24 protein-coding genes and 1 tRNA gene are annotated in these 26,300 nt (G+C 59.2%); 6 read left to right on the top strand and 19 right to left on the bottom strand.

Going from position 1 to position 26,300, the window contains the following annotated elements; translation table 11 throughout:
* Positions 1-74: 74 nt before the first annotated feature.
* Positions 75-1,544, bottom strand: coding sequence for an IMP dehydrogenase (guaB, locus tag ABWV89_RS04390; RefSeq protein WP_353394631.1), 1,470 nt, complete (start codon positions 1,542-1,544; stop codon positions 75-77).
* Positions 1,545-1,695: 151 nt separating this feature from the next.
* Between guaB and ABWV89_RS04385 the strand changes: the two genes are divergently transcribed.
* Positions 1,696-2,244: a DUF4124 domain-containing protein gene (locus tag ABWV89_RS04385; RefSeq protein ID WP_353394629.1), complete on the top strand. Its 549-nt coding sequence runs from the start codon at positions 1,696-1,698 to the stop codon at positions 2,242-2,244.
* A 6-nt stretch (positions 2,245-2,250) separates the two neighbouring features.
* Here the strand turns inward: ABWV89_RS04385 and ABWV89_RS04380 are convergent, their stop codons facing one another.
* Together ABWV89_RS04380 and ABWV89_RS04375 are read right to left on the bottom strand one after the other, a co-directional pair.
* Positions 2,251-2,562, bottom strand: coding sequence for an RnfH family protein (locus ABWV89_RS04380; protein WP_353394627.1), 312 nt, complete (start codon positions 2,560-2,562; stop codon positions 2,251-2,253).
* Positions 2,559-3,002, bottom strand: a complete 444-nt coding sequence (locus tag ABWV89_RS04375; protein WP_353394625.1) for a type II toxin-antitoxin system RatA family toxin — start codon at positions 3,000-3,002, stop codon at positions 2,559-2,561. Before ABWV89_RS04375 ends, ABWV89_RS04380 begins: the two co-directional genes overlap by 4 nt.
* A 149-nt stretch (positions 3,003-3,151) precedes the next feature.
* Here ABWV89_RS04375 and smpB point away from each other — a divergent pair, with 149 nt between their 5' ends.
* The gene (gene smpB / locus ABWV89_RS04370; protein WP_353394623.1) at positions 3,152-3,640 is read left to right on the top strand and encodes an SsrA-binding protein SmpB; all 489 of its coding nucleotides are present in this window, start codon (positions 3,152-3,154) and stop codon (positions 3,638-3,640) included.
* A gap of 30 nt (positions 3,641-3,670) precedes the next feature.
* Here smpB and ABWV89_RS04365 read toward each other — a convergent pair whose 3' ends face one another.
* The 14 genes from ABWV89_RS04365 to ABWV89_RS04300 all read right to left on the bottom strand — a co-directional run bounded on the left by ABWV89_RS04365 (position 3,671) and on the right by ABWV89_RS04300 (position 21,023).
* A complete protein-coding gene (locus tag ABWV89_RS04365) occupies positions 3,671-4,774 on the bottom strand; it encodes an enoyl-CoA hydratase/isomerase family protein (protein ID WP_353394621.1) in 1,104 nt (367 codons plus the stop codon).
* Between the two features lie 67 nt (positions 4,775-4,841).
* Positions 4,842-6,665 carry a translational GTPase TypA gene (gene typA, locus ABWV89_RS04360; protein ID WP_353394619.1) on the bottom strand — a complete coding sequence of 608 codons (1,824 nt, stop codon included), beginning with the start codon at positions 6,663-6,665 and terminating at the stop codon, positions 4,842-4,844.
* Between the two features lie 23 nt (positions 6,666-6,688).
* Complete coding sequence (truB, locus tag ABWV89_RS04355) at positions 6,689-7,663, bottom strand: tRNA pseudouridine(55) synthase TruB (RefSeq protein WP_353394616.1); 975 nt, start codon at positions 7,661-7,663, stop codon at positions 6,689-6,691.
* A 2-nt stretch (positions 7,664-7,665) separates the two neighbouring features.
* Positions 7,666-8,037, bottom strand: a complete 372-nt coding sequence (gene rbfA, locus ABWV89_RS04350) for a 30S ribosome-binding factor RbfA (RefSeq protein ID WP_353394613.1) — start codon at positions 8,035-8,037, stop codon at positions 7,666-7,668.
* A gap of 6 nt (positions 8,038-8,043) precedes the next feature.
* Positions 8,044-8,733, bottom strand: a complete 690-nt coding sequence (gene lepB, locus ABWV89_RS04345; RefSeq protein WP_353394610.1) for a signal peptidase I — start codon at positions 8,731-8,733, stop codon at positions 8,044-8,046.
* Between the two features lie 21 nt (positions 8,734-8,754).
* Positions 8,755-11,595, bottom strand: a complete 2,841-nt coding sequence (infB, locus tag ABWV89_RS04340; protein WP_353394607.1) for a translation initiation factor IF-2 — start codon at positions 11,593-11,595, stop codon at positions 8,755-8,757.
* 35 nt (positions 11,596-11,630) lie between these two features.
* Entirely contained in the window at positions 11,631-13,133 is a 1,503-nt protein-coding gene (gene nusA / locus ABWV89_RS04335; protein ID WP_353394604.1) for a transcription termination factor NusA, read from the bottom strand.
* A gap of 126 nt (positions 13,134-13,259) precedes the next feature.
* On the bottom strand, positions 13,260-13,850 hold the full coding sequence (gene rimP, locus ABWV89_RS04330) for a ribosome maturation factor RimP (RefSeq protein WP_353394602.1): 591 nt from the start codon (positions 13,848-13,850) through the stop codon (positions 13,260-13,262).
* A gap of 372 nt (positions 13,851-14,222) precedes the next feature.
* The gene (locus ABWV89_RS04325; protein ID WP_353394599.1) at positions 14,223-14,444 is read right to left on the bottom strand and encodes a DUF2788 domain-containing protein; all 222 of its coding nucleotides are present in this window, start codon (positions 14,442-14,444) and stop codon (positions 14,223-14,225) included.
* Between the two features lie 28 nt (positions 14,445-14,472).
* Positions 14,473-15,273: a DUF2189 domain-containing protein gene (locus ABWV89_RS04320; RefSeq protein WP_353394596.1), complete on the bottom strand. Its 801-nt coding sequence runs from the start codon at positions 15,271-15,273 to the stop codon at positions 14,473-14,475.
* A gap of 179 nt (positions 15,274-15,452) precedes the next feature.
* Positions 15,453-17,063, bottom strand: coding sequence for an ABC transporter ATP-binding protein (locus ABWV89_RS04315; protein ID WP_353394593.1), 1,611 nt, complete (start codon positions 17,061-17,063; stop codon positions 15,453-15,455).
* A complete protein-coding gene (locus ABWV89_RS04310; protein ID WP_353394590.1) occupies positions 17,060-18,145 on the bottom strand; it encodes an ABC transporter permease in 1,086 nt (361 codons plus the stop codon). The genes ABWV89_RS04315 and ABWV89_RS04310 overlap by 4 nt, the downstream gene beginning before the upstream one ends.
* Positions 18,111-19,136, bottom strand: coding sequence for a microcin C ABC transporter permease YejB (locus ABWV89_RS04305; protein ID WP_353394587.1), 1,026 nt, complete (start codon positions 19,134-19,136; stop codon positions 18,111-18,113). The genes ABWV89_RS04310 and ABWV89_RS04305 overlap by 35 nt, the downstream gene beginning before the upstream one ends.
* 42 nt (positions 19,137-19,178) lie before the next feature.
* The gene (locus ABWV89_RS04300; RefSeq protein ID WP_502903128.1) at positions 19,179-21,023 is read right to left on the bottom strand and encodes an extracellular solute-binding protein; all 1,845 of its coding nucleotides are present in this window, start codon (positions 21,021-21,023) and stop codon (positions 19,179-19,181) included.
* 38 nt (positions 21,024-21,061) lie between these two features.
* Here ABWV89_RS04300 and fabI point away from each other — a divergent pair, with 38 nt between their 5' ends.
* On the top strand, positions 21,062-21,847 hold the full coding sequence (gene fabI, locus ABWV89_RS04295; protein ID WP_353394584.1) for an enoyl-ACP reductase FabI: 786 nt from the start codon (positions 21,062-21,064) through the stop codon (positions 21,845-21,847).
* A 120-nt stretch (positions 21,848-21,967) separates the two neighbouring features.
* Here fabI and ABWV89_RS04290 read toward each other — a convergent pair whose 3' ends face one another.
* The gene (locus tag ABWV89_RS04290) at positions 21,968-22,186 is read right to left on the bottom strand and encodes an HP1242/YdcH family protein (protein WP_353394581.1); all 219 of its coding nucleotides are present in this window, start codon (positions 22,184-22,186) and stop codon (positions 21,968-21,970) included.
* A gap of 42 nt (positions 22,187-22,228) precedes the next feature.
* Complete coding sequence (locus ABWV89_RS04285) at positions 22,229-24,523, bottom strand: Orn/Lys/Arg family decarboxylase (RefSeq protein WP_353394578.1); 2,295 nt, start codon at positions 24,521-24,523, stop codon at positions 22,229-22,231.
* Positions 24,524-24,708: 185 nt separating this feature from the next.
* Between ABWV89_RS04285 and ABWV89_RS04280 the strand changes: the two genes are divergently transcribed.
* The 3 genes from ABWV89_RS04280 (at position 24,709) to ABWV89_RS04270 (ending at position 26,245) form a co-directional block, all read left to right on the top strand.
* Positions 24,709-25,134: an NfeD family protein gene (locus ABWV89_RS04280; RefSeq protein WP_353394575.1), complete on the top strand. Its 426-nt coding sequence runs from the start codon at positions 24,709-24,711 to the stop codon at positions 25,132-25,134.
* 102 nt (positions 25,135-25,236) lie between these two features.
* Positions 25,237-26,118 carry an SPFH domain-containing protein gene (locus ABWV89_RS04275; RefSeq protein ID WP_353395169.1) on the top strand — a complete coding sequence of 294 codons (882 nt, stop codon included), beginning with the start codon at positions 25,237-25,239 and terminating at the stop codon, positions 26,116-26,118.
* Between the two features lie 36 nt (positions 26,119-26,154).
* Positions 26,155-26,245: transfer RNA gene (locus ABWV89_RS04270), tRNA-Ser, on the top strand.
* Positions 26,246-26,300 lie beyond the last annotated feature (55 nt).

The raw sequence follows: 26,300 nt of genomic DNA, 5'->3' as shown, positions 1-26,300 counted from the left end.
GCGGGAGGAAATAAACGGAAAAGGCCGTCACGCTGGACGGCCTGGTCTTGACTGGTCTGCAGTAACCTCAGGCCTCAGTCTGCGCGGTAGTTGGGAGCTTCCTTGGTGATCTGCACGTCGTGGACGTGGCTTTCGCGAACACCGGCTGACGTGATCTCCACAAACTCGGCACGTGCGCGCATGTGCTCAACGGTCGGGCAGCCGCAATAGCCCATCGCGGCGCGCAAGCCGCCAGCCATCTGATAGATGATGGAGACCACTGAGCCCTTGTAGGGAACCCGTCCTTCAATACCTTCAGGCACCAGCTTGTCTGCATTGGGGTTGCCAGTGCTGGATTCCTGAAAATAGCGATCTGCACTGCCTTGCTGCATGGCTCCGATGGAGCCCATGCCACGGTAGCTCTTGTAGCTGCGGCCCTGGTACAGAATGACCTCGCCCGGCGCTTCCTCAGTACCCGCAAAAACGCCACCCATCATCACGGAATTGGCGCCTGCTGCAATGGCTTTGGCCACATCACCGCTGTAACGGATGCCTCCGTCGGCAATCATGGGAACGCCTGTGGTCTGGAGTGCGGTAGAGACGCTGTCAATGGCCATGATCTGGGGGACACCCACGCCAGCAACAATGCGGGTGGTACAAATCGAGCCAGGGCCAATTCCGACCTTGACGGCATCTGCGCCGGCTTCGACCAGCGCGAGTGCGGCAGCTGCTGTCGCGATGTTGCCGCCGATCACGTCGACCTGGGGGTAGTTTTCCTTGACCCAGCGCACGCGATCAATCACGCCTTTGCTGTGCCCGTGAGCGGTATCCACAATGATGGCGTCCACGCCAGCCTTGACCAGCGCTTCGACACGCTCTTCGGTGCCTGCTCCCACGCCGACGGCTGCACCTACGCGGAGGCGGCCGGAAGCGTCCCGGGCAGCATTGGGGAAGTTCAGCTGCTTGGTGATGTCCTTGACGGTGATCAGACCCTTGAGCTCAAACGCGTCATTGACGACAAGAAGACGCTCAAGCTTGTGCTTGTTCAGAAGCGCCTTGGCCTCCTCTGGCGTGGTGCCTTCCGGCACGGTGATCAACCGGTCCCGCGGCGTCATGATCTCCGATACGGCCAGGTCATGACGGTTTTCAAAACGAAGGTCCCGCCCGGTGACAATCCCGGCAACCTTTCCTGCATCCACCACCGGGAAACCGGAAACACCCAGCTCTTCCGAAAGCTGCATGACCTGGCGCACCGTGGTCTGGGGGGAGATGACCACAGGATCCCTGAGGACACCGGATTCATACCGCTTGACCTTGGCCACCTGTGCGGCCTGCTCCTTGGCCGTCAGGTTCTTGTGGATGATGCCAATACCACCTTCCTGCGCAATCGCAATCGCAAGCCGTGCTTCGGTCACCGTATCCATGGCGGCCGACACAATGGGCAGGTTCAGCTGGATGTTTCGGGAAAACTGAGTCGCCAGCGAAGTGTCCTTTGGAAGGACTTGCGAGTACGCGGGGACCAGCAAGACGTCGTCGAACGTCAGTGCTTTGCCAAGTAGGCGCATAAGGGAAAGCTCCAAAAACACCATTGTACTCGGGTTGACCCTCGGTGATGAGGCTCCACTGTTCGATAAACGCAACTCCCGGGGGGACAAATGGGGTTGGGCAGGCAGTGGAAACCGGGGGATGAGCGTGCAATCGGGCTACACTGAGCACATGAATACACTACCGCTCAAGAAGAGGTTGCCGTGGCGACAGTTTGTGCTGGCGCTCGGTTGTGCGACGTTCCTGGCCGGCAACGCCTGGGGGCAGTGGGGATGGACCAACTCTGCGGGCAAGAAGGAGTTCAGCGACCGTCCCCCTCCGCAAAGCGTACCGGAGGACAAGATTTTCATGCGCCCCAGTGGAGGCGCTGCCGTTCGGGTAGACGGGGAGCCAGCCACGGCTGCTGCGAAGGCACAGCCTGGAGATCCGGCAAAGAGCTTTCTTGACGAGAAGGTTGCGAGTCAGGAGGATGAAGCCAAAGAAAAAGCCGAAGACGAGCGAAAAGCCCTACTTGCCAAGCGCAAAGTCGAGCGTGCTGAGAACTGTTCTCGCGCCAAAGAAGCCAAAGCGACTCTGGGGTCCGGTTTGAGGATCAGCAAGACGAATGCGCAGGGCGAGCGTGTGTACCTCGATGAGCAGGAGCTCGCTGCCGAGAAGAAGAGGGCTGACCAGATCATCAAGAGCGAGTGCGGTCCAGACCCGATGGCCAAACAGCCATAAAGCAGATCAGTACCCGGCCTTCGCGCCGGGTCTTTTTTTGGAGAACAGCCCGGCGCCGCGGCTGCCCTGCCCTGCGAAGCGTTCACGCCTGGCGACTTTGGGGTCCACCCGCAACACGCGGTATACCTCGATTCGGTCTCCCTCCCTGAGCACCGCGTCTCGACCCTGCTTTCTTCCCCATATGCCCACAGGCGCATCGATGGCTAGCGTTACGCCTGACGCCTCGAGTGCCTCGGCCAGAGTGCTTCCTGGAGGAAGATCAAGCGGAATTTCCTCCACCCGCCTGGGGCCGGGAGAATGAACCAGCAGGACTTTCACTCGCCGTACACCTGATCAGCCCGCTTGACGAACGCGTCCACCAGGCTCGATGCAATTTTGTCGAAAACCGGACCAACCAGCTTGGCCAGCGTTGCGCTGGCGAAGCCATAGCTGAGCTTGAATTCAACCTTGCAGGCCCGTTGCTGCCCGTCGCCAAGCGGCGTGAAGATCCACTGTCCTTCAAGCTGCGAGAATGGCCCGTCGACCAGCTCCAGGTGCACTTCCCGGTCTTCAATGTGGCGGTTTCGAGTGGTGAAGCTCTGCTTGAGGCCACTGATGGCCATGCCCACTTCGGCCACCATGCCATCATCGGTTCGCTCGATGACTTTCCCATGGTCGCACCAGGGAAGGAAATCGGGATAGTGCTGGACGTCCGTCACCAGGGCGAACATTTCGTGTGGGCTGTGCCAGAGCAAGACCGACTTTTCAATGGTTTTCATAGAATTGATATCTTGGCGACGCAACGCAGCCACCACCGAGCACTGATCGCACTCTTGCAACTGCTGTCGTTGCCCCCAACTGGCAACTCTTGCCGCCTCGCATCATTTGATTGTAAAGACCTGGCCTTCAGACGTCAGGCGTCAGATCCATGTCCAAGAAAACAGACAAGAAAACCAAGCCGGGAGATAGCCGGATTGCCGAGAACAAGAAAGCACTGTTCAACTACCACATCGAAGAGCGCTTTGAGGCTGGCATGGTCCTCCAGGGCTGGGAGGTCAAAGCCCTTCGCGAGGGCAAAGTGCAGCTGACTGACGGCTATGTGGTGATCCGTGAAGGCGAGCTGTTCCTGGTGGGGTGTCAGATCAATCCGCTGCGAACGGCCTCAACCCATGTCAGCCCTGATGCGGTTAGAACCAAGAAGCTGCTCATGCAAAAAGACCAGATTCGACGCTTGATTGGCAAGGTAGAGCAGCGTGGTTTTACACTCGTGCCCCTGAACCTCCATTGGAAGAACCGCCGCGTCAAATGCGAAATCGCGTTGGCCCGTGGCAAGGCCGAACACGACAAGCGCGACACCATCAAGGACCGCGAAGGCAAGCGCGAGGTGGAGCGCGCGCTCAAACACCGTAGCCGCTGATAGCTTCGGGCGACACCGTTGTCCCGGTGTTCAGTCGAGGTGTCGCAAAGGGTGCTGATCCGCTGACCAGGGGCTTTCAAAGTACCGGGAGACCTGGGCCTGATCAACCTCTTCAGCTTTGGCCGGATTCCATTGCGGTTGATGGTCCTTGTCAATCGCCAGTGCGCGAATTCCTTCTACGGTTTCGCTATTTTCGCCCGGCCGAAGATGGAAACACTGATGAACCATGTCGCGCTCCATGCGCAAGTCCTCGGCCAGACTCATTTGTCGGGCCCGGCGGACCTGCTCAAGGACCACATGCAGCATCGTCGGAGAGCGCTTGCGGAGCAGTTCTGCTGTCTTCTGCTCCCAGTCGCCGGGCTCCGCCTCAAGGCGCTCGATGATGGCCATCACGCCCGGTAGCCCGAAAACATCGTTGATGACTGAAGCAGGCCAGGCCGGCTTTTCAACCGACTTCAACGCATAGGTCTGCACCCATCGCTCCACGGCCTCTCCTGTGGTGAAAGGCGTGTTGGCCAACGAGTCCCAGAGCTTGACCAGGCGGTGGCTGTCCATGCACATGTCAGCCAGTCCAACGGAGAGGGCTTCTGGCGCCCCGATGACCTGCCCGGTCAGTGCCAGGTATTCGCCCATGTGCTGTGGACAGCGGCTGAGAAAGTAGCCGCCGCCTACGTCAGGAAACAAGCCAATACCGGTCTCAGGCATGGCAAGCTTGCTTCGTTCGGTGACGACACGCAGACTGGCGCCCTGACTGATGCCCATTCCTCCACCCATGACAATCCCGTCCATCAGCGCGATGTAGGGCTTTGCATAGCGGTGGATCAGGTGGTTGAGTGCGTATTCTTCGGTGAAGAACGCAGAAAGATCGTCGTCGCCGGTCAATGCTGCACGGTGGAAGAAGCGGATATCCCCGCCGGCACAGAATGCACCGAAAGCGCCCTGCTTGCTCATGCCCCTGACCACCACGGCCAGAACATCATCGTCCTGTGCCCACGATTTCAGGATCTGGGTCAGGGACCTGATCATGGGCAAAGACAGAGCATTGAGCGCCTGGGGCCGGTTCAGCGTTATGCACCCTACCCTGCCGCGCATTTCCGCTACGACCATGGTTTCCACCGCGTCTTCATGGGACATGTTCTGGCCTCCTGACTGGCAAAACTTGATATGAGCCACGGCTCCCGTGCCGCAGCGCCTGCTTGATTTAGCCTTTGGCTGCGCGCTTGCGCTCGTGCTCCTTGAGGAACCGCTTGCGCAGGCGAATGCTCTTCGGGGTGATCTCGACCAGTTCGTCATCGTCGATGAACTCGACCCCATATTCGAGCGTCAGCTCGATAGGCGGCGTGATCTTGATGGCGTCTTCCTTGCCGGAGACCCGGAAGTTCGTCAGCTGCTTGGTGCGTGTGGCATTGACCACCAGATCATTCTCACGGCTGTGGATGCCGACAATCATGCCTTCGTAAACCGCATCGCCCGGCCGGACGAACATACGACCGCGATCATCCAGTTTTCCGAGGGCGTAGGCAAAGATCTCTCCGTCATCCATGGAGATGAGCACCCCGTTCTTGCGCCCTCCGATCTCGCCTTTGTAAGGCTCGTAGCTGTCGAAGATATTGGAAATGAGGCCCGTGCCGCGCGTGAGGTTCAGGAATTCATTGGAGAAGCCGATCAGACCACGGGCTGGAATGCGGTACTCCAGCCGCACACGACCATGACCGTCCGGCTCCATGTTCGTGAGCTCACCTTTTCGCTCGCCAAGCGCCTGCATGACCGCACCTTGGTGGCCTTCTTCCACATCCGCGGTGACCAGCTCGATGGGCTCGCACCGCTCACCATCGATGTCCTGGAAGACAACGCGGGGCTTGGAAACAGCCAGCTCGTACCCCTCGCGGCGCATGTTTTCCAGCAAGATGGTCAAGTGCAGTTCGCCCCGACCGGAGACCTCGAAGATACCGTCCTCATCGGTTTCGCGGACGCGCAGAGCCACGTTGGACTGGAGCTCTTTCTGGAGACGTTCCCAGATCTGACGGCTGGTCACGAATTTACCTTCGCGACCTGCCAGTGGACTGGTGTTGACGCAGAAATTCATGGTCAGCGTCGGTTCATCGACGGTGAGCATGGGCAGCGGTGCCGGATTCTCGATGTCTGTGACCGTGACGCCAATGCCGATGTCGGCGATGCCGTTGATCAAGACGATCTCGCCAGGACCGGCCTCCTGGGTTTGCATGCGGTCAAGTCCCTGGAAAGTCAGCACTTGATTGATGCGGCCTTTAAAAGACTTGCCTTCCGGGCCTTCAGCCACCAGGACGTCCATGCCCGGCTTCAACACGCCAGCGTTGACCCGGCCGACGCCGATCCGGCCGACGAAGGTCGAGAAGTCCAGAGCGGAGATCTGAAGTTGCAAAGGTGCAGCCGGGTCCCCCTTGTGGGCAGGTACGTGCTCGAGCACTGTGTCAAACAGGGCGGCCATGTCGGGGCCCCACTGTTCGCCCGGAGCGCCTTCTTCCATCGACGACCAGCCGTTGATGCCGGAGGCGTACACCACAGGGAAATCAAGCTGTTCATCGGTGGCACCGAGTTTGTCAAACAGGTCGAATGCGGCGTTGATGACCTTGTCCGGGTTGGCACCAGGCTTGTCCACCTTGTTGACGACAACAATCGGCTTGAGGCCGAGAGCCAGTGCCTTCTTCGTCACGAAGCGGGTCTGGGGCATCGGACCTTCCTGGGCGTCGATGAGCAGCAGCACGCCATCAACCATGGACAGCGCACGCTCCACTTCCCCACCAAAGTCCGCGTGGCCGGGTGTGTCAACGATGTTGATATGGGTTCCCTTCCAGCGCACGGCACAGTTTTTGGCCAGAATGGTGATGCCGCGCTCGCGCTCGATGGCATTGTTGTCCATCACTGTGTCGACCACTTTCTCGTGCTCGGCGAAGGTGCCGGATTGGCGCAGCAACTGGTCGACCAGTGTGGTCTTGCCGTGGTCAACGTGGGCAATGATGGCGATATTGCGAATCTGTTGGGTCATGGTTTCTTTCTCAATCCAGTCGTTCAGGCAGCTGCCTGGCTGACGGTTCGGGTTTCTTGAAGCTGTTGAATCTGTTGGATATCGGTTGGACTGAGCAGTCGAACGGGGATCAACTCACCCGAGACGACTTTGGCGGCGCCCAGCAACTGATCGCCGGGGTCAAAAACCGCCACCTTGTCCGCATCAGCCCATTCGCCTCTCCGGCGCATACCGCTGAGGAAGCGGGCACTGTCTTCGGCCGTCAGCTCAATGCGGACATGTTCGGCCAGCAAGGCTTCTACTGGCAACAATCGGGCGACTCGCTCCTGCTCAGGCAAGGATTCCAGAGTGTCCAGGGAAGTGCACGCTGAGGCGGCGAAAGGACCTGTTTCCGTCCTGCGCAAGCTGGACAAGTGTGCGCCACAGCCCAAGGCTGCGCCAATATCTTCACCCAGTACGCGGATGTAAGTCCCTTTGCTGCACTTGATGCGCAGCGTCAGACTCGGTGCATCGCTGACCAGGTCTGCATCGAGCAACTCGAGCTCGTGTATCTGTACCGGTCGGGCCGCACGTTCGACGGTCTTGCCTTCCCTGGCGTATTCATAGAGCGCTTTGCCGTCTTTTTTGAGCGCGCTGTACATGGGAGGGACCTGTTCGATCGGTCCGGTGAAGTCGTCCAAAACCTGCACGACGGTGCCCATCGAGCACTGCACTGGCTTCTCTTCGAGAATGTCTCCCTCAGCATCACCAGTGCTTGTGCGCACACCGAGGCGCAGCACTGTTTCATAGGTCTTGTCAGCGTCGAGGTACAGCTGACTGAACTTGGTGGCTGCTCCGAAGCAAAGCGGCAAAACGCCGGTTGCCAATGGGTCGAGAGTTCCGGTGTGGCCGGCTTTTTCGGCGCGCAGCAGCCACTTGGCCTTCTGCAACGCCTGGTTGCTGGACAGACCAATGGGCTTGTCGAGCAGCAACACCCCATGCACAGGGCGCCGCTGCACCCTGGTGCGTGGCGCGTTCATGTTTAGTCGTCTTTGGAGCGCGAGGACACTGCCTTGGCAATCAGGGCATTCATGTCCGCGGCTCGTTCCGTGGTTCGGTCAAAAATGAAATGCAGCGTCGGCACAGTATGAATATGCAGCCGCTTGAACAGTCCATTGCGCAGAAAGCCTGCTCCGGCATTGAGTGCTTCTTCGGTTTCGTCAGGCTCACCCGTGAGCAAGCTGAAGTAGACCTTGGCGTGCGCATAGTCTGGTGTCACCTCCACCGCATTGATGGTGACCATTCCGACCCTGGGGTCCTTCAGTTCGCGAGCGATCAACTCCGACAGATCCCGCTGAATCTGATCGGCAACACGAAAGCTGCGATTGGGGGTGGATTTCTTTCTGGCTGGCATGCTGCCTCAGCCTCCTGCATTCTGCGGCTGGACCATTGGCAGCCACCAGCGCTGCTTCCTGGGCATATAGAGGGCGTCGGGGTTGTGGGACATGACGACTCTCTCTGCGCGTCCTGTGATCAGGCTGGTATCGACCAACCCGAAAAAGCGTGAATCCCGGCTGTTGTCCCGGCTGTCGCCCATGACCATCACCTGACCCGCGGGGACTTCCACAGCGGAAAAATCGACTCGATGGTTGAACATGGGGATACGCGCAGTCTCGTATCTGGCATCCCCGAGCTGCTCACGCCACACCTCGATCTGCAGCATGCCGCTTTCTGTTGGCACCCAGGCGTCCTCGCTCTTGAGCGAGCGCGTTTGCGCCTGCCCGTTCAGGTACAGGACGTTGTCTTTCATGCTGATGGTGTCTCCGCCCACGGCGACTACCCGTTTGATGAGTGTCTTGCCATCTTCGGGAGACACCAGAATGACCACATCGCCAGCCTTGGGCTTCGACCATCGCAGGATCTCCACCAGGGTAAAAGGAACCCTGAGACTGTAGGCGAGCTTGTTGACAAGGACACGATCGCCGGCCACCAGCGTCGGGTTCATGGACGAGCTGGGGATGTAGTTCCAGTCGGCGATGGCCGAACGGAAGACGAACATGAGCGCGACAAAGGTCAGAAACCGCTTGTGCTGATTCCAGATCTTGCCCATGTTCGTTCTCCCTGCTCTGCCTTACAGCGAGCGGGCGATCTCCTTGACCTCGAAGAACTCCAGCTGATCACCTTCTTTGATGTCGTTGTAGTTCTTGAGCTTGATACCGCACTCGAAGCCTTCCTTGACTTCGCGAACGTCGTCCTTGAGGCGCTTGAGGGATTCGATCTCGCCGGTGTAGACCACCACGTTGTCGCGCAGCAGGCGGAAATGCGCAGAACGCGTTGCCTGGCCTTGCGTGATCATGCAGCCTGCCACCGTGCCGATCTTCGAAGCCACGAAGACGGTCCGGATCTCGGCCATACCGATGACCTCTTCCTTCTTCTCCGGAGCCAACATGCCGGACATGGCTGCCTTGAGCTCGTCCACTGCGTCGTAGATGATGTTGTAGTAACGAACATCCACTTCGTTGTGCTCGGCGAGCTTGCGTGCGCCTGCGTCGGCACGGGTGTTGAAGCCAATCACCACGGCGCCGGACGCAATGGCCAGGTTGATGTCGGATTCGCTGATACCACCCACACCGGCATAGACCAGCTGGATCTTGACTTCGTCGGTCGAGAGTTTCTGGAGCGAAGCTGCCAGCGCTTCCTGCGAGCCTTGAACGTCGGCCTTGATGATGATGGGCAGGGTCTTGACCTCGCCAGCTGTCATCTCGGCAAACATGTTTTCGAGCTTGGCCGCTTGCTGTTTGGCCAGCTTGGTGCTGCGGTACTTGCCAGCACGGTACGTGGCAATCTCGCGAGCCCGACGCTCGTCCGCCAGCACCATGAACTCGTCACCGGCCTGCGGCACCTCGTTGAGGCCCTGAATCTCCACAGGGATGGAAGGGCCAGCTTCTTTGGTCTGGCGACCGTCTTCGTCGAGCATGGCGCGAACACGGCCCGAGGTCTGACCTGCCAGGACAACGTCGCCCACCTTGAGCGTGCCGGATTGAACCAGGATCGTGGCCACCGAACCGCGACCTTTGTCCAGTCGTGCTTCAACCACAATACCCTTGGCCATGGCTTCAACTGGCGCCTTCAGCTCCAGCACTTCGGCCTGGAGGAGAACCTGCTCCAGCAAGTCGTCGATGCCCTGCCCGGTCTTGGCCGAAACCGAGATGAACGGTGAATCACCACCGTACTCCTCGGGCAGCACCTCTTCGCTTACCAGCTCGTCGCGAACGCGGTCCGGGTTGGCGTCAGGCTTGTCTGCCTTGGTCAGCGCCACGACGATGGGTACTCCGGCAGCCTTGGCGTGCTTGATGGCTTCCTTGGTCTGAGGCATGACGCCATCGTCTGCCGCACAAACCAGGATAACAATATCAGTTGCCTGTGCACCACGGGCACGCATGGCGGTGAACGCCTCGTGACCCGGGGTATCGAGGAATGTCACCATCCCGCGCGGGGTATCCACGTGGTAGGCACCAATGTGCTGCGTAATGCCACCCGCTTCGCCTGCGGCCACTTTGGACCGGCGAATGTAGTCCAGCAGCGAGGTCTTGCCGTGGTCAACGTGACCCATGACAGTGACCACGGGCGCACGGGGCATCTGCTCGGCTTGCTGACCTTGCACTTCCTCTTCGGTGAATGCCTCCGGGTCGTCCAGCGCTGCCTGGATGGCCTTGTGGCCCATTTCTTCGACCACAATCATGGCCGTGTCCTGGTCCAGCGACTGGTTGATGGTGACCATCTGGCCGAGCTTCATCAAATGCTTGATCACCTCGGATGACTTGACCGCCATCTTGTGGGAAAGCTCAGCAACCGTGATGGTCTCAGGCACATGGACTTCGATGACCTTGACTTCGGTCGGTGGCACGAAGTTGGATTGAGATGCGCCTCGTGCAGCATTGCGGTCACCCCGCTTGCCACCACGCGGCCCACTGCGCCAGCCTGGACGGCCAGCACCGGTATCACCACGCGTTTTGATCTCGCGCTTGCGGCTCGCATCTTCCTTCCAGGTAGATGACAGGTTTTCCGACCGGATTTCCTTCTTGGTGCCGGCGCCGCCGGAGCGAGCGCCGGTGCCCGAGGGCTTGTGCAAAGTGCCCTTGATACCTTGCTCACCTTCCTTCTTGGCCACCAGGGTCTTGGCAGGGGCTGCCATCATGGCGCGGATGCTCGCTGCCTCCGCTTCAGCCTTGCGGCGGCGAGCCTCAAGTTCCTTGGCGCGAGCGTCTTCCTCCGCTTTCTGGGCAGCCTTGCTGGACTTGTTGCTGGCTTTGGCTGCTTTCGGTGCAGCGGCAACCTCAGGTGCGGGCGCAGAATCCTCTGTGGCAGCTTCTGAGGCAGGTGCATCGGCTTGGGCAGAAGTCTCGCTGGACGCCTGCTCTTCTGCTGCCTTGGATGCAGCGGCATCTGCCTCTGCCTGTGCAGCAGCTTGCTGCGCGGCCTCCTTGGCCTCTTGTTCTTCGCGTTCACGCCGTTTCTGCGCCAGCTCCTCTTCCTGACGGCGAAGGAGCTCGGCCTGGCGGCGCGCTTCTTCTTCGCGACGTGCCAGCTCGGCATCATCGACGACAGGGGCAGCAGCTACCGGCACCTCTTCTGCAGGCGTATCTGCAGCTGGCGCAGCGACGGCTTCTTCGTCACGCTTGATGAAAGTGCGCTTCTTGCGCACCTCCACCTGAATGGTGCGAGCGCGTCCGCTGGCGTCAGCTTGCTTGATTTCCGTCGTGGACTTCTTCGTCAGCGTGATCTTCTTGCGGCCGCCAGTGGATGTGCCGTGGCTGGCTTTCAGGTAGTTCAGCAAAGACTGCTTGTCTGCTTCGGATACGGAATCGGTCGCGGCGCGCTTGCTCACGCCTGCGGCCGTCAGTTGCTCGAGCAACTGAGACGTTGGCTTGTTGAGCTCGGCTGCGAGTTCAGCGACTGTGGTACTTGACATATGGGTATCTCTCTCCGCTCAGGCCTCCGCTGCAATCAGTTGGTTGCAGCAGGCGACTCATCGTCGGTAAACCAGTGGGCGCGGGCCTTCATGATCATTTCAGTGGCCTCGTCTTCGCTCAGGCCGGTCAACTCGGTAAGCTCATCGGTCGCAAGATCTGCGAGGTCGTCTCTTGTATGGATGCCACCATCGGCCAGCTTGCCAATGAGGTCCGCATTCATGCCCTCAAGGTCGCGAAGATCCTGGGAAACTTCGTCAACGTTTTCCTCGTGGGCAATTTCCATCGTCAGGAGGGCGTCTTTGGCGCGAGCACGCAGCTCGTTGACGGTCTCCTCGTCAAACGCCTCGATTTCCAGCATTTCCTGCAGCGGCACATAGGCCACCTCTTCCAGGCTGGTGAAGCCTTCCTCGATCAGGATGTCAGCGATTTCCTGGTCAACATCGAGCTTGCTCATGAACAGTGAGCGGATGCCTTCTGCTTCTTCGGCCTGCTTCTGCGCCGACTCGTCAGCCGTCATGATGTTGATGCGCCAGCCTGTCAGATCGGAAGCCAGGCGAACGTTTTGTCCACCGCGTCCAATGGCAATGGCCAGGTTGTCTTCATCTACCACGACATCCATGGCGTGGCGCTCTTCGTCGACCACAATGGAGACGACGTTGGCGGGAGCCAGGGCGCCAATGACAAACTGGGCAGGGTCTTCGCTCCAGAGAACGATGTCCACACGCTCGCCGGCGAGTTCATTGGTCACTGCATTGACGCGCGTACCGCGAACACCGACACAGGTGCCGATGGGGTCGATCCGCTTGTCATGCGACAGCACCGCGATCTTGGCACGGGAGCCAGCGTCACGCGAGCAGGACTTGATCTCCAGCAGGCCTTGCTCGATTTCAGGCACTTCCTGGCGGAACAGCTCGACCATGAACTCCGGAGCAGAACGCGAGAGCAGAATGGGCGCGCCACGCAGCGTGAGGTCCACTTCCATGATCATGGCGCGCACGCGGTCTCCGCTGCGGAAATTCTCCTTGGGGATCATTTCGCTGCGACGCAGGCGACCTTCAACACGGCCACTCTCGACAATCATGTCGCCTTTGTCCATGCGCTTGACGGTGCCCACGAAGACTTTGTCGCCACGCGACATGAAATCGTTGAGCAGCATTTCGCGTTCGGCGTCGCGGATGCGCTGAAGAATGACCTGCTTGGCTGCCATGGCGCCGATGCGGCCGATCGGCACGCTTTCAACGCCCTTCTCGATGTAGTCACCCACCTCGATATCGGGCAGGTCGTCTTTGGCGTCAGTCAGCAGCTCTTCGGCGTCCGGGTTCTGCAGGCCTGCTTCATCAGGCACCACCAGCCAGCGACGGAAAGTTTCATAGGCGCCGGAATCCGGGTCAATGGCCACACGGATTTCGACATCACCTTTGTAGAGCTTCTTGGTTGCGGAGGCGAGCGCCTGTTCCACTGCGCCCATGACCACATCTCGCTCAACGTTCTTCTCGCGCGAGATGGCATCGATCAGCATCAACATTTCGCGGTTCATTTCACTCGCCCACCTTTCCGTGCGTCTTCTGCAAGTTATTCAAAAAATTCACTCACCGGTGTGATCAACACTTGGCTAGCCGCCCTGAGGTTGTTTCACGCCTTCAACTTCAAATCTGCTTCAATGTCAGTCGTCGGACTTCTTTGGCACTGCCTGGCGACCCTTGAAATTCACAATCGGGGCCAGTCGAGCCTGGGAAATTTCGTCCAGCCTGAATGCCAGAGCCTGCGTCGGCGGCGGCGGCCGCTTCTTGCTGACACGAACGCCTGGCTTTACCGGCGGCGCGTCGGTCCAGACCACCTGCCATTGCTCTCCATCTTCTGCCCGCTCGAGTTCGCCGCGAAACTTCTTTCGATTGGCCGACACCCCGGCGTCAGTCACGCCGATAGGCTCCTTCAACGTGATGTCGACGACCTCGCCCGAGAACCGGATGAAATCGTTTTCGTGTCGAAGCGGGCGATCGATACCTGGCGACCCGACCTCAAGCCGCTTGTAGTCGACACCTTCCACCTCGAGCAGGTACTGGAGCTGTCGGGTGACGAGCTCGCAGTCTTCAACAGTCACAAAGCGCTCAGGCTGGGATGATTCTTCCGGTGACGGCGGCTGCCAGGGCCAGTCAATGGTGACGCGCAGCAGACCGCCGGTCGATCGCTCAAGATCAACCAGGTCAAATCCCATGCCGGTCACTGTTTGTGCCACCGTTTCTTGCCAACCCATGTTTGCCGAATCGCGCTTCCTGTATTCAACGGCCCACGTCCTCTGTTTCCTCCTGCAGGAAAACAGAACGCAGGCCTGATCTTCAATGTGTCCAACGACGCCTGGCTTGCGCAAAACGCATACCGTGGGACGCGTTTTGCGTGCCATTCATCACGTCAACGCTCTCGCTATTGACCTGTGAATTCGGTTCAGCCAAAAAAAATGGGCCGGTTGTAACCCGCCCATTTGGTCGTGAAGCAATGATTGTACCGCTTTTAAGCACTGATTTGCAAGTTGCAAAGACAGAATTGCTGCACTGCGAAGCGACTCCAGTAAGCGACATCAAAGGCACTGCGACTGCGCCCCAAGTTGGTGCACATCACAGCCTGCCCCTCAGATGCCGAGCACCCACTGAATCACGCTCTTGGCAATGAATCCAAGCATGCCAAGTGAGAGCACCAGAAAAAGAATGAAGGTGCCGAACTTCCCTGCTTTGGACTCCAGCGCGAGGTTCAACACGATAAACAGCATGTACAGAATGAACGCGCCAACGCCAAATGTCAGGCCAAACTGGGCGATCTGAGCTTCCGTGTAACCAAATATCGTGTTTTCCATCGTGAAATCAATGCGCGGCCAGCCTCGATCAGGTCGGGTTGGCTTTCTGGTGGCCATCGTGTGGCCGATTGGTGAGATCGCAGTAGGCGTGCCAGCTGGCATGTGCCACCACCGGAACCAGCACCACCAGACCGATCAGTCCTGTTGCCATGCCAAGCCCCATGCAGCCGGCGATGGTCAACGCCCAAACAACCATCGGACCGGGGTATTCGGCCACGGCGCGCCAGCTGGTGGCAACCGCCATGCTCACGGGAACGGAGGTATCCACCAGCATGGGCAAGGCGACGACGCTGGAGGCAAACATCGGAGCGGCAAGCAACGCCCCGAGCAGCACCCACACCTCGAAAAGGCCGACCTTCGGGTTGAGAAATACATGCCGCAGGAAGTCGGCCGGCTTGGTGATCGGTGCCTCTGACCAGAGTGTGATCAGCCCGGCAGATGTCAGAACCCAGCCAGTACCAGCCAGACCCAGCAGAAGGCCGAAGCGGATCAGTCGCCCGTCCCCCGACGTCCAGAGCGCAAAAACGTCTTTCATGCCGACGCAGCGCCCCTGATGGCACGAACGGCTGACGTGGTAGAGGCCTGTGGCAAGAATGGGCGCTACGATGAGGAAGCCGGAAAACGCTCCCGCCAGCAGCCAGAAGTGATTCCAGGCCACGGCCAGCAGGATCCAGCCAAACACTGCCAGCAACGCTCCGTGGACCAGGCCTGGCACAGGGTTTCGGCGCAGATCTGCCCACCCTGCCGCCAACCAGCGCAGAGGAGAAAAAAGGTCAACGGAGGGCGTTTCGCCATTGGGCGAGTGAGTGGACAAACTGTGTGTGCTCATGAATGCAATCCGGAATCAGGGAGCTGTAAAAGCGCATATATCCCGGTGCAAGCCCTTTTATAGAGCGGGCTGCAAGCGGGCAGCTTGACAATTGTCAAGCAAGCATCAGGCCGAAGACAACATGGCAGACCCTGATGGAATGTAGCGCCAAGGCGCATGTCCTGAATGGCCACGCTTGATCAATCCATGCTGGCGCGAACCAGCTCCTGGGTATAGGCTTGCTGCGGTGACTGCAGGACTTGCTGCCACTGCCCGGCCTCCACCACCCGACCATCCTTGAGGACAAGCACCTCATGCGCCATGGCCCGGATCACATCCATGTCGTGAGTGATCAGGAGATAGGCAAGGCCTCGGTCCCGCTGCAGTTGCTGGAGCAAGGAAAGCACCTGCCGCTGCACCGTCACATCCAGAGCGCTCGTGGGCTCATCGAGGACCAGGATCTCAGGCTCAACGACCAATGCACGCGCAATGGCGATCCGCTGCCGTTGACCGCCGGAAAATTCATGCGGATAGCGGCTCAGGAGGTGGTCGGCATCGTCGACCGTCTCGGCCAGGCCGACATCGACCAGCGCCTGAGCTACCCGCGCCATGCGCTCGCTGGTGGGGACCGATGGGTGATGGATGCTCAGTCCCTCCCCCACAATTTCGGCAATGCTCAGTCGCGGCGACAAGGAGGAAAACGGATCCTGGAAGACCACCTGGACGCGTTGTCGAAGCTGCCTTTCCTCGTTGCGGCCATGCACGGCAGCCCAGTCCGTGCCGCCAACGGTCAGATCCCCCGAATGGCGGACCAAGCCCAGCGCCGACAGTGCCAGTGTGGACTTTCCAGACCCGGACTCACCCACTACGCCAATGGTCTGGCCCGGCTGAAGCGCAAAGTCCACGCCCTGCAAGGCTTCAAAGCTGCCCTTCCGAAACCAACCCTTGAATCCAGGAATCGGAACGGGGTAGCTCACGCCGACGCCTCGACCTTTCACCACAGGTTCTGGCTGCGCTCCCGCCGATTCGTTCGCTTCCACCACATTGCGTTCAGGGCGGCTGCTCAGCAGATGCCGGGTGTACTCGTGTCTGGGGGACGTGAACACCTCCTCCACGCTGCCTTCTTCGACCAGAACGCCATCTTGCATGACCAGGACACGATCGGCAAAACCGCGCACCATGTGCAGATCGTGGCTGATCAACATGACGGCCATGCCGTATTCGCGCTGAAGGTCTTCGAGGAGCCGCAGAATCTGACCGCGAACAGTCACATCCAGCGCTGTCGTCGGCTCATCCGCCAACAGCAACCTGGGTTTGCACGCGAGCGCCATGGCAATCATGGCCCGCTGCCGCTGTCCGCCACTGAGTTGATGCGGATAGGCCGACACTCTGCGTTGTGGCTCCTGAATCCCGGTTGCGGCGAGCAGCTCGATGGCCGCCTGCCAGGCCTGTGCCTTGCCAAGACCTTGCTTGAGCTCCAGGACTTCTGTGATCTGGTTGCCAACGGTGTACAAGGGATTCAGGGCGGTCATGGGCTCCTGAAACACCACAGCGACTTCTCCACCGCGCACCCCACGAAGCTCGCGCTCAGGGAGCGCGAGCAGATCTTTGCCGTCAAGCAGCGCCTGACCGCTGACCCGGGCATCAGGAACGAGGCGCAGCAAAGACATGGCCGAAACAGACTTCCCCGACCCGCTTTCACCAACCACCGCCACCTTCTCTCCGGCGCCGATGGAGAAGGAAATGTCTCGGACCACCTCTCGGGCCCCGAACCGCACGGTCAGGCCGCGAACATCGAGCAAGACACTCATGCGTCGGTCTCCAGCTGCTTGCGGGGATCGAGCGCATCGCGCAAGGCGTCACCCATGAAGGTCAGCAGCAGCATCGTGACGACAAGGACGGCAAAGGTCGCCAGCGAAATCCACCATGCATCAATGTTGTCCTTCCCCTGGCTCAACAGTTCGCCCAGCGATGGGGTGCCCGGTGGCACACCCAGGCCGAGGAAGTCCAGCGAGGTCAGTGCAAGCACTGCGGCACTCATGCGAAACGGCAGAAATGTCACCACAGGCGTCAGACTGTTGGGCAGCACATGCCGCCAGATGATCTGCCAGTTGCTCAGCCCCATGGCTTTCGCGGAGCGCACGTAATCGAGCTGTCGATTGCGGAGAAACTCCGCACGTACATAGTCGGCCAGGCCCATCCACCCAAAGAGGCTGAGCAGGATGAGAAGAAGCGCGATGCTGGGACTGAACAAAGCTGACAGAATGATCAGCAAATACAGTTCAGGCATGGCACCCCAGATCTCGATCAGGCGCTGCATGGTCAGATCCAGCTTGCCACCGAAGAAGCCCTGGATGGCACCAGCAACGACACCGAGCATCACGCCCACAGCAGTCAGCGCCAAGCCGAAGTAGACGCTCAGGCGAAAGCCATAAATCAGCTGGGCCAGCAAATCCCGGCCCCGGTCATCAGTGCCCAGCCAGTTCTCGGCTGAAGGTGGGGCTGGGTCTGGCAATGTCGCGAAGTAATTGATGGTTTTCTGCCCGTAGCGATTGGGTGCAAACAATGCCCAGTTGCTGCCATGGCTGATTCGCTTCTGGATATCAGGGTCCAGGTAGTCGGCTGGTGTCTGAAAATCTCCTCCAAAAGCGCTTTCCGGGTACTCCACAGCAACGGGAAAATACCATTCGTTCTCATAGCGCACCACCAGTGGGCGATCATTTGAAATGAGCTCGGCAATGGTGCTCAAAGCGACCAGTGCACAAAACAGGACAAGGCTCCAGTAGCCCAGCCGATGGCGACGAAAGCGGTGCCAGGCCCTCGCCCACGGGCCACTGGAAGCGTGAGCGATCTTGGCTTCAGTCGAATTTGACACGAGGATCCACCCAGACATAGCACAAATCGGAGACAAGCTTGGTCACCAGTCCGATGACCGTGAACAGGAATAATGAACCCATCACCACAGGGTAGTCCCGGCGGATGACGCTTTCATAGCTCAGATAGCCCAGACCGTCGAGCGAGAACAGCGTTTCGATGAGCAATGACCCGGCAAAAAAGGCGCCCACAAACGCTGCGGGGAAGCCTGTGACGATGGGAATCAGGGCATTGCGAAACACATGCTTCCAGAGAACCTGTCGCTCTGTCAGTCCTTTCGCGCGGGCGGTGATCACATATTGCTTGCGGATCTCTTCCAGAAAACTGTTCTTGGTCAGCATCGCCGTCACTGCGAAGCTGCCAAGCACCATGGCAGTGACTGGCAGCGCGATGTGCCAGAGGTAGTCAGTGACCTTTGCCCAGAGTGTGAGCTCATCCCAGTTGGCCGACGTCAGACCCCGCAACGGAAACCACTGAAGTTGACCACCAAAGACCACCAGCAGAAACAGCCCGAGCACAAAACCGGGAATGGCGTAGCCGACCAGGACGATGATGGTGGTCACCAGGTCAAAGCGGGAGCCTGCGCGCACGGCTTTTGCGACACCCAGCGGCACCGCGACGGCATAGCTGATGAGAAACGTCCACATTCCAAGGCTGATGGAGACCGGCAATTTTTCCAGAATCAGATCGCCCACCGATTTGTTCTGCATGAAGCTGGTCCCCAGGTCCAGCCGCGCAAATCGGCCCAGCATCTCGATGAACCGGACATGGGCAGGCTTGTCGAAACCATAGAGTGCCTTGATCTCCTCCAGCCGTTTCGCGTCCACGCCGCTATCTCCCCGGTAGACACTGCCGCCTTCTGCGCCGCCTCTGGTGGCTGCTCGAGCTTCCGCTAGGTACTGCTCTACCGGCCCGCCCGGGACGAACTGAATCACGGTAAACGTCACCAGCAACACCCCCAGCAGCGTGGGGATCATCAGCAATAAACGTTTGAAGATGTAGGACCACATATCCTGTAGGCGGTGGGTTGCTCGATCGGTGAGTGACGCGGGTCAGGGCTGGCGTGCCCACCAGTTGCCGATGGCCCAGGATTCGGCCTGTGCATACGGCGGCATCGCAGTGGGTGTAGCCAGTCTGGTCTGATCATATGCAACGCGATGGGTACTCGCATACCAGGCGGGCACCAGAACGTGCGAATGCATGATGGTCCTGTCAAGCGCCCGACACGCGGCCAGGTAGTCGTCCTTGGTCTCAGCCTGAACCATCGTGTTGATCAGACCGTCAACCGCCTTGGAAGACATGCCCGAGAAATTGCTGGAATCCTCGGTGGATGCCGCCTTGCTGCCGAACAGGTCCAGATATTCGATGCCCGGGTTGGCGGTTCCGCCGAATGCCAGCGACACGATATCGTAGTCGAAGGTCCGCAGGCGTTGCTGATAGAGGGCAAAGTCCACTTGTCTGAAATTCAGCCGGATACCCAGCTTCTCCAGTGCGCGAATCCAGGGTGTGATGGTCCTGATACGACCCTCTCCGCTTTCGAGCATTTCCAGCTCCATCGCCTTTCCCTGCGCATTACGCAGCACGCCGTCCTGGATCTTCCACCCTGACCTGGCCAGCAGCTCGCGTGCTTCCAGCAGATTTTGCCGCAGCGAGCGGTTTCCATCTGTCCGTGGCGCCTCATAGGCTGGCCCCCGCGCATCGGAAGGAATCTGATCCCCGTAGGCCTTCATCAATTCCACCTGCGCACTGTCCGGCATGGCCTTCGCCTCGCACGGCGTATTGCCGAACAGACTACGAACGCGGGTATATGACCCGTAGAACAGCCGGCGGTTCATCCACTCGTAGTCCAGGGCCAGATCCAGCGCCATCCGAACGTTTCGATCGTCCAGAGGGGGGCGTCTGGTGTTCAGAAAATAGCTCTGAAACCCCGCCGGCAACGAGTGCTGGAACTCCTGCTTCACAAGTTCGCCGGAATCGAAGCGCTTTCCTTCAACCCTCCTTGCCCAGTCTCCTGCAGAGAAGAACCGCATCCAGTCGATTTCGCCGGCTTTCAGGGCCTCCAGTTTGGTGGTTGAATCCTTGTAGATTTTGACTGTCACACGGTCGAAATTGTTGGCGCCGACATTCATGGGCAGGTCCCGGCCCCAGTAGTCGGGATCGCGCACATAGGTGATGTCTTTGCCGAAGCGCACAGGGCCGATCTTGTAGGCGCCACTGCCAATCGGGATATCCATCACGACCTTGTCAAAGGTCTTACGCTCGCCTGTCTCGGGGTCGATTTCATCACCCCATTTGTGGCTGAACACTGGCAGCCCCCCGACGGTGAGAGGCAGCTCCCGGTTGGGCTTCTTGAAATGGAAGCGAACTGTTCTATCGTCCACCACCTCCAGACTGGCCACGTCCTGGTAGATGAACTTGTAGCCGGGAGAGGTATGCGGGCCCAGCAGCGTCTCGAAGCTGTGCTTGACGTCTTTGGCGAGCACCGGATCCCCGTTGTGGAATCTGGCTTCGGGACGGAGGCGAAACGTCGCAGACAACCTGTCCGCCGGAACTTCCACGTCTTCAGCGAGCAAACCGTAGGCACTGCCCAACTCGTCTGCAGAGCCGGCCAACAGCGTGTCGAACAACATGCCCGACAGGTACGCCGGCGCGCTGCCTCTCAAGGTGAAAGGGTTGTACTTGTCGAAAGTGGAGCTGCGCACGTTGCTGACCAGGCGCAACTCCCCACCCTTGGGCGCATCCGGGTTGACATAGTCGAAATGCCTGAAATCCGGGCCATACTTCAGATCCCCCCACAAGGCGTACCCATGCCCAGCGAAAGCCATGGCAGGCAGTGACAGGACGCCCAGGACAAACCAGCGCTTCAAATGGTGAAAAAAGAACGTTCGTTCAGGCATGAGACAATTCTGCTGGAATTTTCAACGGAGATAGCACCATGGGTTTTCTTGCCGGCAAAAAATTGCTGATCACCGGCGTATTGTCCAACCGCTCAATTGCATACGGTATCGCCAAAGCATGCCACGCTCAGGGCGCCGAGCTGGCATTCAGCTATGTGGGCGAGCGATTCAAGGACCGCATCACCGAGTATGCCGCGGAGTTTGGCTCCAGCCTTGTCTTTGACTGCGATGTGGGGGACGACGCACAGATCGAGAAGCTCTTCGCCGACCTGTCGCAATCCTGGCCCAAGTTTGACGGATTTGTGCATGCGATCGGTTTTGCTCCGCGTGAGGCCATTGCCGGTGACCTCCTCGACGGCCTCTCCAGAGAGAGCTTCCGGATCGCACACGACATCAGTGCGTACAGCTTTCCTGCCATGGCCAAAGCCGCCATGCCATACCTCAACGAGAAGTCATCCCTTCTGACGCTCTCGTATCTGGGTGCCATGCGCGCGATTCCCCACTACAACACCATGGGTTTGGCCAAGGCCAGCCTGGAAGCGTCGGTTCGCTATCTGGCCACGGCAGTGGGCAAGCACGGCATGCGTGCCAACGGCATCAGTGCGGGCCCGATCAAGACCCTCGCCGCCAGCGGCATCAAGGATTTCGGCAAGATTCTCAAGCACACGGCAGATGCCTCGGCTATCCGCCGCAACGTGACCATCGACGATGTGGGCAACGCCGCGGCATTCTTGCTGTCTGATCTCTCATCGGGCATTTCTGCAGAGATCATGTATGTGGATGGGGGATTCGCTGCCACCGGCGGGTTCAGCGAGGAAGATTGACTTCCCTGGGCAGGCGATCCCTCGCCTGCTTCACTATTTCCTGCTTGGCAACCGCAGGAATGCAAAAGGCACCGCTTGGGTGCCTTTTTCTTTGCGTGCAGTGCCACGGTGCCCCGAGGCCTACGCAGCCGCCTTCTTCTTCAGGTGTTCGTACAACTCGTCCTTGAGCGCGAGCTTTTCCTTCTTGAGCGCCTCAATCTCCAGCTGGGTGCCCGGCTGGATGTGCTCCTCCATGTTGCTGATCTTCTGATCCAGTTCGTTGTGCTTGTCGAAGAGCCGCGTGAAATGGTGATCGTGGCCCTTGAGCTGGGTGATCAACTCACGAAATTCTGGAAACATTGAATCTCCTTGTATCTCAGGGTTGCGGGACGCATTGCCAGATTACCCTTTTTTGACGCAGTCGGCAAAGTAACCGACTGATCCGTCCACCGCTGTCTCAACCACCAGACCATGGATGTCGGTCTCGAAACCAGAACATTCGCGCGCAAACTCCCGGTTGAACTTGAGGTAGTCGACGATTTTCTTGTTGAAGACCTCGCCGGGAATCAGCAGCGGAATGCCTGGTGGGTATGGCGTGACCAGACTGGTCGTGATGCGGCCTTCCAGCTCGTCGATCGGTACCCGCTCGGTGGTCCGGTGCGCAATGTGCGAGAAAGCGTCTGTCGGCTTCATGGCAGGCTGCAGGTCGCTCAGATACATCTCCGTCGTCAAGCGGGCCACGTCGTACTTGGCGTACATCTGGTGCACGTGCTGGCAAAGGTCGCGCAGACCCATCTTCTCGTAGCGGGGTTGCTTGGCACAGAACTCCGGCATGATTCGCCACATTGGCTGATTCTTGTCGTAGTCGTCCTTGAACTGCTGCAAGGCCGTCAGGAGCGTGTTCCATCGGCCTTTGGTGATGCCAATGGTGAACATGATGAAGAAGCTGTAGAGCCCGGTCTTCTCCACCACGACACCATGTTCCGCCAGGAACTTGGTCACGATGGAGGCCGGGATTCCCCAGTCGGCAAAGTCACCATTGAGGTTCAGGCCCGGCGTGACGATGGTCGACTTGATCGGATCAAGCATGTTGAAGCCGGGCGCCATGCTCCCGAAACCATGCCAGGAATCCTCGCCATCGGAGGTCTGAACGCCGTCGGCATCGGTGCGCTTGAGCACCCAGTCGTTGGCGCGGCCAATGCCCTCTTCTGCGAGCTTTTCGGGCCCCCACACCTCAAACCACCAGTCATCGCTACCGTATTCGGCTTCCACCTTGCGCATGGCACGACGGAAATCCAGGGTTTCGGCAAGGCTTTCCTCGACCAGCGCTGTACCGCCCGGAGGCTCCATCATGGCCGCTGCAACGTCGCAGCTGGCAATGATGCTGTACTGAGGTGAAGTCGACGTGTGCATGAGGTAGGACTCGTTGAACAGATGCCTGTCGAGCTTCGTCTCCTGTGAATCCTGAACCAGCACATGACTGGCCTGGCTGATGCCGGCGAGCAGCTTGTGAATTGACTGGGTGGAATACACCACGGTGTGCTGTGGCCGGTTGCGCTTGCGGCCCATCGCGTGGAAAGTGCCGTAGAAAGGGTGAAACGCTGCGTGCGGGAGCCAGGCTTCGTCAAAATGCAGATTGTCGACATAGCCGTCGAGCAAGCCCTTGATCGTCTCGGTGTTGTAGAGAACGCCGTCATAGGTGGACTGGGTCAGCGTCAGGATGCGCGGCTTGATCTTCTCCGGGTCACGCCCCTTGAGAAGCGGGTTGGCCCGCATCTTGGCCTTGATGCTCTCTGGCTCGAACTCGCTTTGCGGAATCGGGCCAATGATGCCGTAGTGGTTCCGCGTCGGCTTGAGAAAGACCGGGATGGCTCCCGTCATGATGATGCTGTGCAGAATCGACTTGTGGCAATTGCGGTCTACCACGACCACATCGCCCGGTGCCACCGTGTGGTGCCAGACCATTTTGTTGGACGTGGACGTGCCATTGGTGACGAAAAAGCAATGGTCGGAGTTGAAGATCCGGGCTGCATTGCGCTCAGACGCGCCGATGGCGCCATTGTGGTCAAGTAGCTGGCCCAGCTCCTCGACGGCATTGCACACATCGGCTCGCAACATGTTTTCACCGAAAAACTGGTGGAACATCTGCCCGACGGGCGACTTCAGAAACGCCACGCCACCCGAGTGACCCGGACAGTGCCAGGAGTAGGAGCCGTCTTCCGCATAGTCGAGCAAGGCCCGGAAGAATGGCGGTTGGATACCTTCAAGGTAGCTCTTGGCTTCCCTGATGATGTGCCGCGCCACGAACTCGGGCGTGTCCTCGAACATGTGGATGAAGCCGTGCAGTTCGCGAAGAATGTCGTTGGGCAAATGCCGGCTCGTGGCCGTCTCGCCGTAAACGTAGATCGGCACCTCGGCATTCTTGCGCCGCACCTCGCCGATGAAATTGCGAAGATTCAGTACGGCCGGATCCAGGTCAGGCCCGTTGGAAAACTCCTCGTCATCGATCGAAAGGATAAAGGCCGAGGCGCGGCTTTGCTGTTGCGCAAACTGGCTCAGGTCGCCGTAACTGGTCACACCGACGACTTCAAAGCCCTCGCTCTCAATGGCTTGCGCAAGGGCACGAATCCCCAGGCCTGACGTGTTTTCCGAGCGAAAGTCCTCATCAATGATGACGATGGGGAAGCGAAATTTCATGGCGATCTCCGGGCTTGATATCTACCCAAGCCTAAACCATTGGACAATGTGGACTCGAGTGTAAGTAAAACTGGGTGCTGTTAGCGGATAACATTCAGTGTTGAAGCAAAATGCGTGTATTCAAGGTGCTCGCGCCCGTGCGCGGCAGAGCTGAACAACAACGCACAAGATCAGGAGAACACACAATGAGCGATGCAACGCTGTGGTGGGTACTGGCGGGAGGCCTGGTTGCCCTGGAACTGGCCACAGGAACGTTTTACCTGCTGATGCTGGCCTTGGGCGCTGTGGCAGGTGCCCTGGCGGCCCATATGGGCTTGTCGGTGACGGGGCAAATCGCCACCGCAGGCATTCTGGGGTTCTTTTTTACCGTTGGCCTGCACCAGTGGCGAAAGCGGCATGAGGACAAATCGCCCGCCACAGCGTCACCTGATGTCAATCTGGACATTGGCAGTACTGTGCATGTGACCACCTGGCAAGCCGATGGCACTGCCCGCGTGCACTACCGCGGCGCCCAGTGGCTGGCAGTGGCACGCAACACCCCTGAGCCGCAGCCCGGCATTTACAAGGTGGTCGAGCTGGAGGGCAGCCGCCTGGTGGTCGAGAAAACCTGAGCTGCCACGCGCAACATCAGCGCCGCAGCTTTTCATCTGAAAGAAGGGATATTCACAGTGGGAACTTCAATCGTATCGATCGTCATTCTCGTGATCGCGGTCATGTTCGTGATCCGGTCAGTCAAGATCGTGCCGCAACAGAACGCCTGGGTGGTCGAGCGACTGGGCAAATACAGTGGAACGCTCAGCCCGGGGCTGAAATTTCTGGTGCCATTCATTGAGCGCGTCGCCTACAAGCACAGTCTCAAGGAGATTCCGCTCGATGTGCCCAGTCAGGTGTGCATCACGCGCGACAACACGCAGCTGCAGGTCGACGGCATTCTGTATTTTCAGGTGACGGACCCCATGCGCGCCTCTTATGGTTCCTCCAACTACGTCATGGCAGTGACTCAGCTGGCCCAGACCTCGTTGCGCTCGGTGATCGGCAAGCTGGAGCTGGACAAGACCTTTGAAGAGCGCGACATGATCAATGCCCAGGTTGTGGCGGCCATCGACGAGGCTGCGCTCAACTGGGGTGTGAAGGTGCTGCGCTACGAGATCAAGGACCTGACCCCGCCAGCAGAGATTCTGCGCGCCATGCAGGCCCAGATCACCGCAGAGCGCGAAAAGCGCGCCCTCATCGCGGCCTCCGAGGGCCGCCGGCAGGAGCAGATCAACATCGCAACCGGCGAGCGCGAAGCCTTCATCGCCCGCTCCGAAGGCGAAAAACAAGCGGAAATCAACAAGGCTCAGGGTGAGGCCGAGGCCATCAAGGCAGTGGCTGACGCCACGGCTCACGCCATCGCGCGGGTGGCGCAGGCCATCCAGCTGCCAGGCGGGCAGGAAGCCGTCCAGCTCAAGGTGGCCGAGCAGGCTGTGGAAGCTTACGGCAAGCTGGCCAATGAGGCGCAGACCACTCTGGTGGTGCCGAGCAACATGACGGAGGTGTCTGCATTGGTCACATCTGCCATGAAAATGATCAGCACCGGGCGCAACAACGCCTGAAACAGGAAAATTGCCTGCTATAATTGAAGGCTTCGCGGAGAGGTGGATGAGTGGTTTAAGTCGCACGCCTGGAAAGCGTGTGTAGGTTCATAGCCTACCGCGGGTTCGAATCCCGCCCTCTCCGCCACGAAGAACTAGCATCAAGGCCGTCCAGCGTGACGGCTTTTTTGTGCCCGGACCCT

The sequence above is a fragment of the Hydrogenophaga sp. 5NK40-0174 genome, from assembly GCF_040372165.1.
In the GTDB taxonomy this organism is placed as follows: domain Bacteria; phylum Pseudomonadota; class Gammaproteobacteria; order Burkholderiales; family Burkholderiaceae_C; genus Hydrogenophaga.
Note: the sequence above shows the minus strand (reverse complement) of the source record. Positions and strands in the feature narration are given on the sequence as shown.

Excerpts from the sequence above, each read along its gene's own strand:
- typA (WP_353394619.1), bottom strand. The coding sequence starts at position 6,665 with ATGACCCAACAGATTCGCAATATCGCCATCATTGCCCACGTTGACCAC.
- rbfA (WP_353394613.1), bottom strand. The coding sequence starts at position 8,037 with ATGCCAGCCAGAAAGAAATCCACCCCCAATCGCAGCTTTCGTGTTGCC.
- ABWV89_RS04320 (WP_353394596.1), bottom strand. The coding sequence starts at position 15,273 with ATGAGCACACACAGTTTGTCCACTCACTCGCCCAATGGCGAAACGCCC.
- ABWV89_RS04310 (WP_353394590.1), bottom strand. The coding sequence starts at position 18,145 with ATGTCTGGGTGGATCCTCGTGTCAAATTCGACTGAAGCCAAGATCGCT.
- fabI (WP_353394584.1), top strand. The coding sequence starts at position 21,062 with ATGGGTTTTCTTGCCGGCAAAAAATTGCTGATCACCGGCGTATTGTCC.
- ABWV89_RS04300 (WP_502903128.1), bottom strand. The coding sequence starts at position 21,023 with ATGCCTGAACGAACGTTCTTTTTTCACCATTTGAAGCGCTGGTTTGTC.
- ABWV89_RS04275 (WP_353395169.1), top strand. The coding sequence starts at position 25,237 with ATGTTCGTGATCCGGTCAGTCAAGATCGTGCCGCAACAGAACGCCTGG.
- ABWV89_RS04285 (WP_353394578.1), bottom strand. The coding sequence starts at position 24,523 with ATGAAATTTCGCTTCCCCATCGTCATCATTGATGAGGACTTTCGCTCG.
- ABWV89_RS04375 (WP_353394625.1), bottom strand. The coding sequence starts at position 3,002 with ATGAAAACCATTGAAAAGTCGGTCTTGCTCTGGCACAGCCCACACGAA.
- ABWV89_RS04385 (WP_353394629.1), top strand. The coding sequence starts at position 1,696 with ATGAATACACTACCGCTCAAGAAGAGGTTGCCGTGGCGACAGTTTGTG.
- ABWV89_RS04325 (WP_353394599.1), bottom strand. The coding sequence starts at position 14,444 with ATGGAAAACACGATATTTGGTTACACGGAAGCTCAGATCGCCCAGTTT.
- ABWV89_RS04290 (WP_353394581.1), bottom strand. The coding sequence starts at position 22,186 with ATGTTTCCAGAATTTCGTGAGTTGATCACCCAGCTCAAGGGCCACGAT.
- lepB (WP_353394610.1), bottom strand. The coding sequence starts at position 8,733 with ATGGGCAAGATCTGGAATCAGCACAAGCGGTTTCTGACCTTTGTCGCG.
- truB (WP_353394616.1), bottom strand. The coding sequence starts at position 7,663 with ATGAACGCGCCACGCACCAGGGTGCAGCGGCGCCCTGTGCATGGGGTG.
- rimP (WP_353394602.1), bottom strand. The coding sequence starts at position 13,850 with ATGGGTTGGCAAGAAACGGTGGCACAAACAGTGACCGGCATGGGATTT.
- infB (WP_353394607.1), bottom strand. The coding sequence starts at position 11,595 with ATGTCAAGTACCACAGTCGCTGAACTCGCAGCCGAGCTCAACAAGCCA.
- nusA (WP_353394604.1), bottom strand. The coding sequence starts at position 13,133 with ATGAACCGCGAAATGTTGATGCTGATCGATGCCATCTCGCGCGAGAAG.
- ABWV89_RS04305 (WP_353394587.1), bottom strand. The coding sequence starts at position 19,136 with ATGTGGTCCTACATCTTCAAACGTTTATTGCTGATGATCCCCACGCTG.
- ABWV89_RS04365 (WP_353394621.1), bottom strand. The coding sequence starts at position 4,774 with ATGTCCCATGAAGACGCGGTGGAAACCATGGTCGTAGCGGAAATGCGC.
- ABWV89_RS04280 (WP_353394575.1), top strand. The coding sequence starts at position 24,709 with ATGAGCGATGCAACGCTGTGGTGGGTACTGGCGGGAGGCCTGGTTGCC.
- smpB (WP_353394623.1), top strand. The coding sequence starts at position 3,152 with ATGTCCAAGAAAACAGACAAGAAAACCAAGCCGGGAGATAGCCGGATT.
- ABWV89_RS04315 (WP_353394593.1), bottom strand. The coding sequence starts at position 17,063 with ATGAGTGTCTTGCTCGATGTTCGCGGCCTGACCGTGCGGTTCGGGGCC.
- guaB (WP_353394631.1), bottom strand. The coding sequence starts at position 1,544 with ATGCGCCTACTTGGCAAAGCACTGACGTTCGACGACGTCTTGCTGGTC.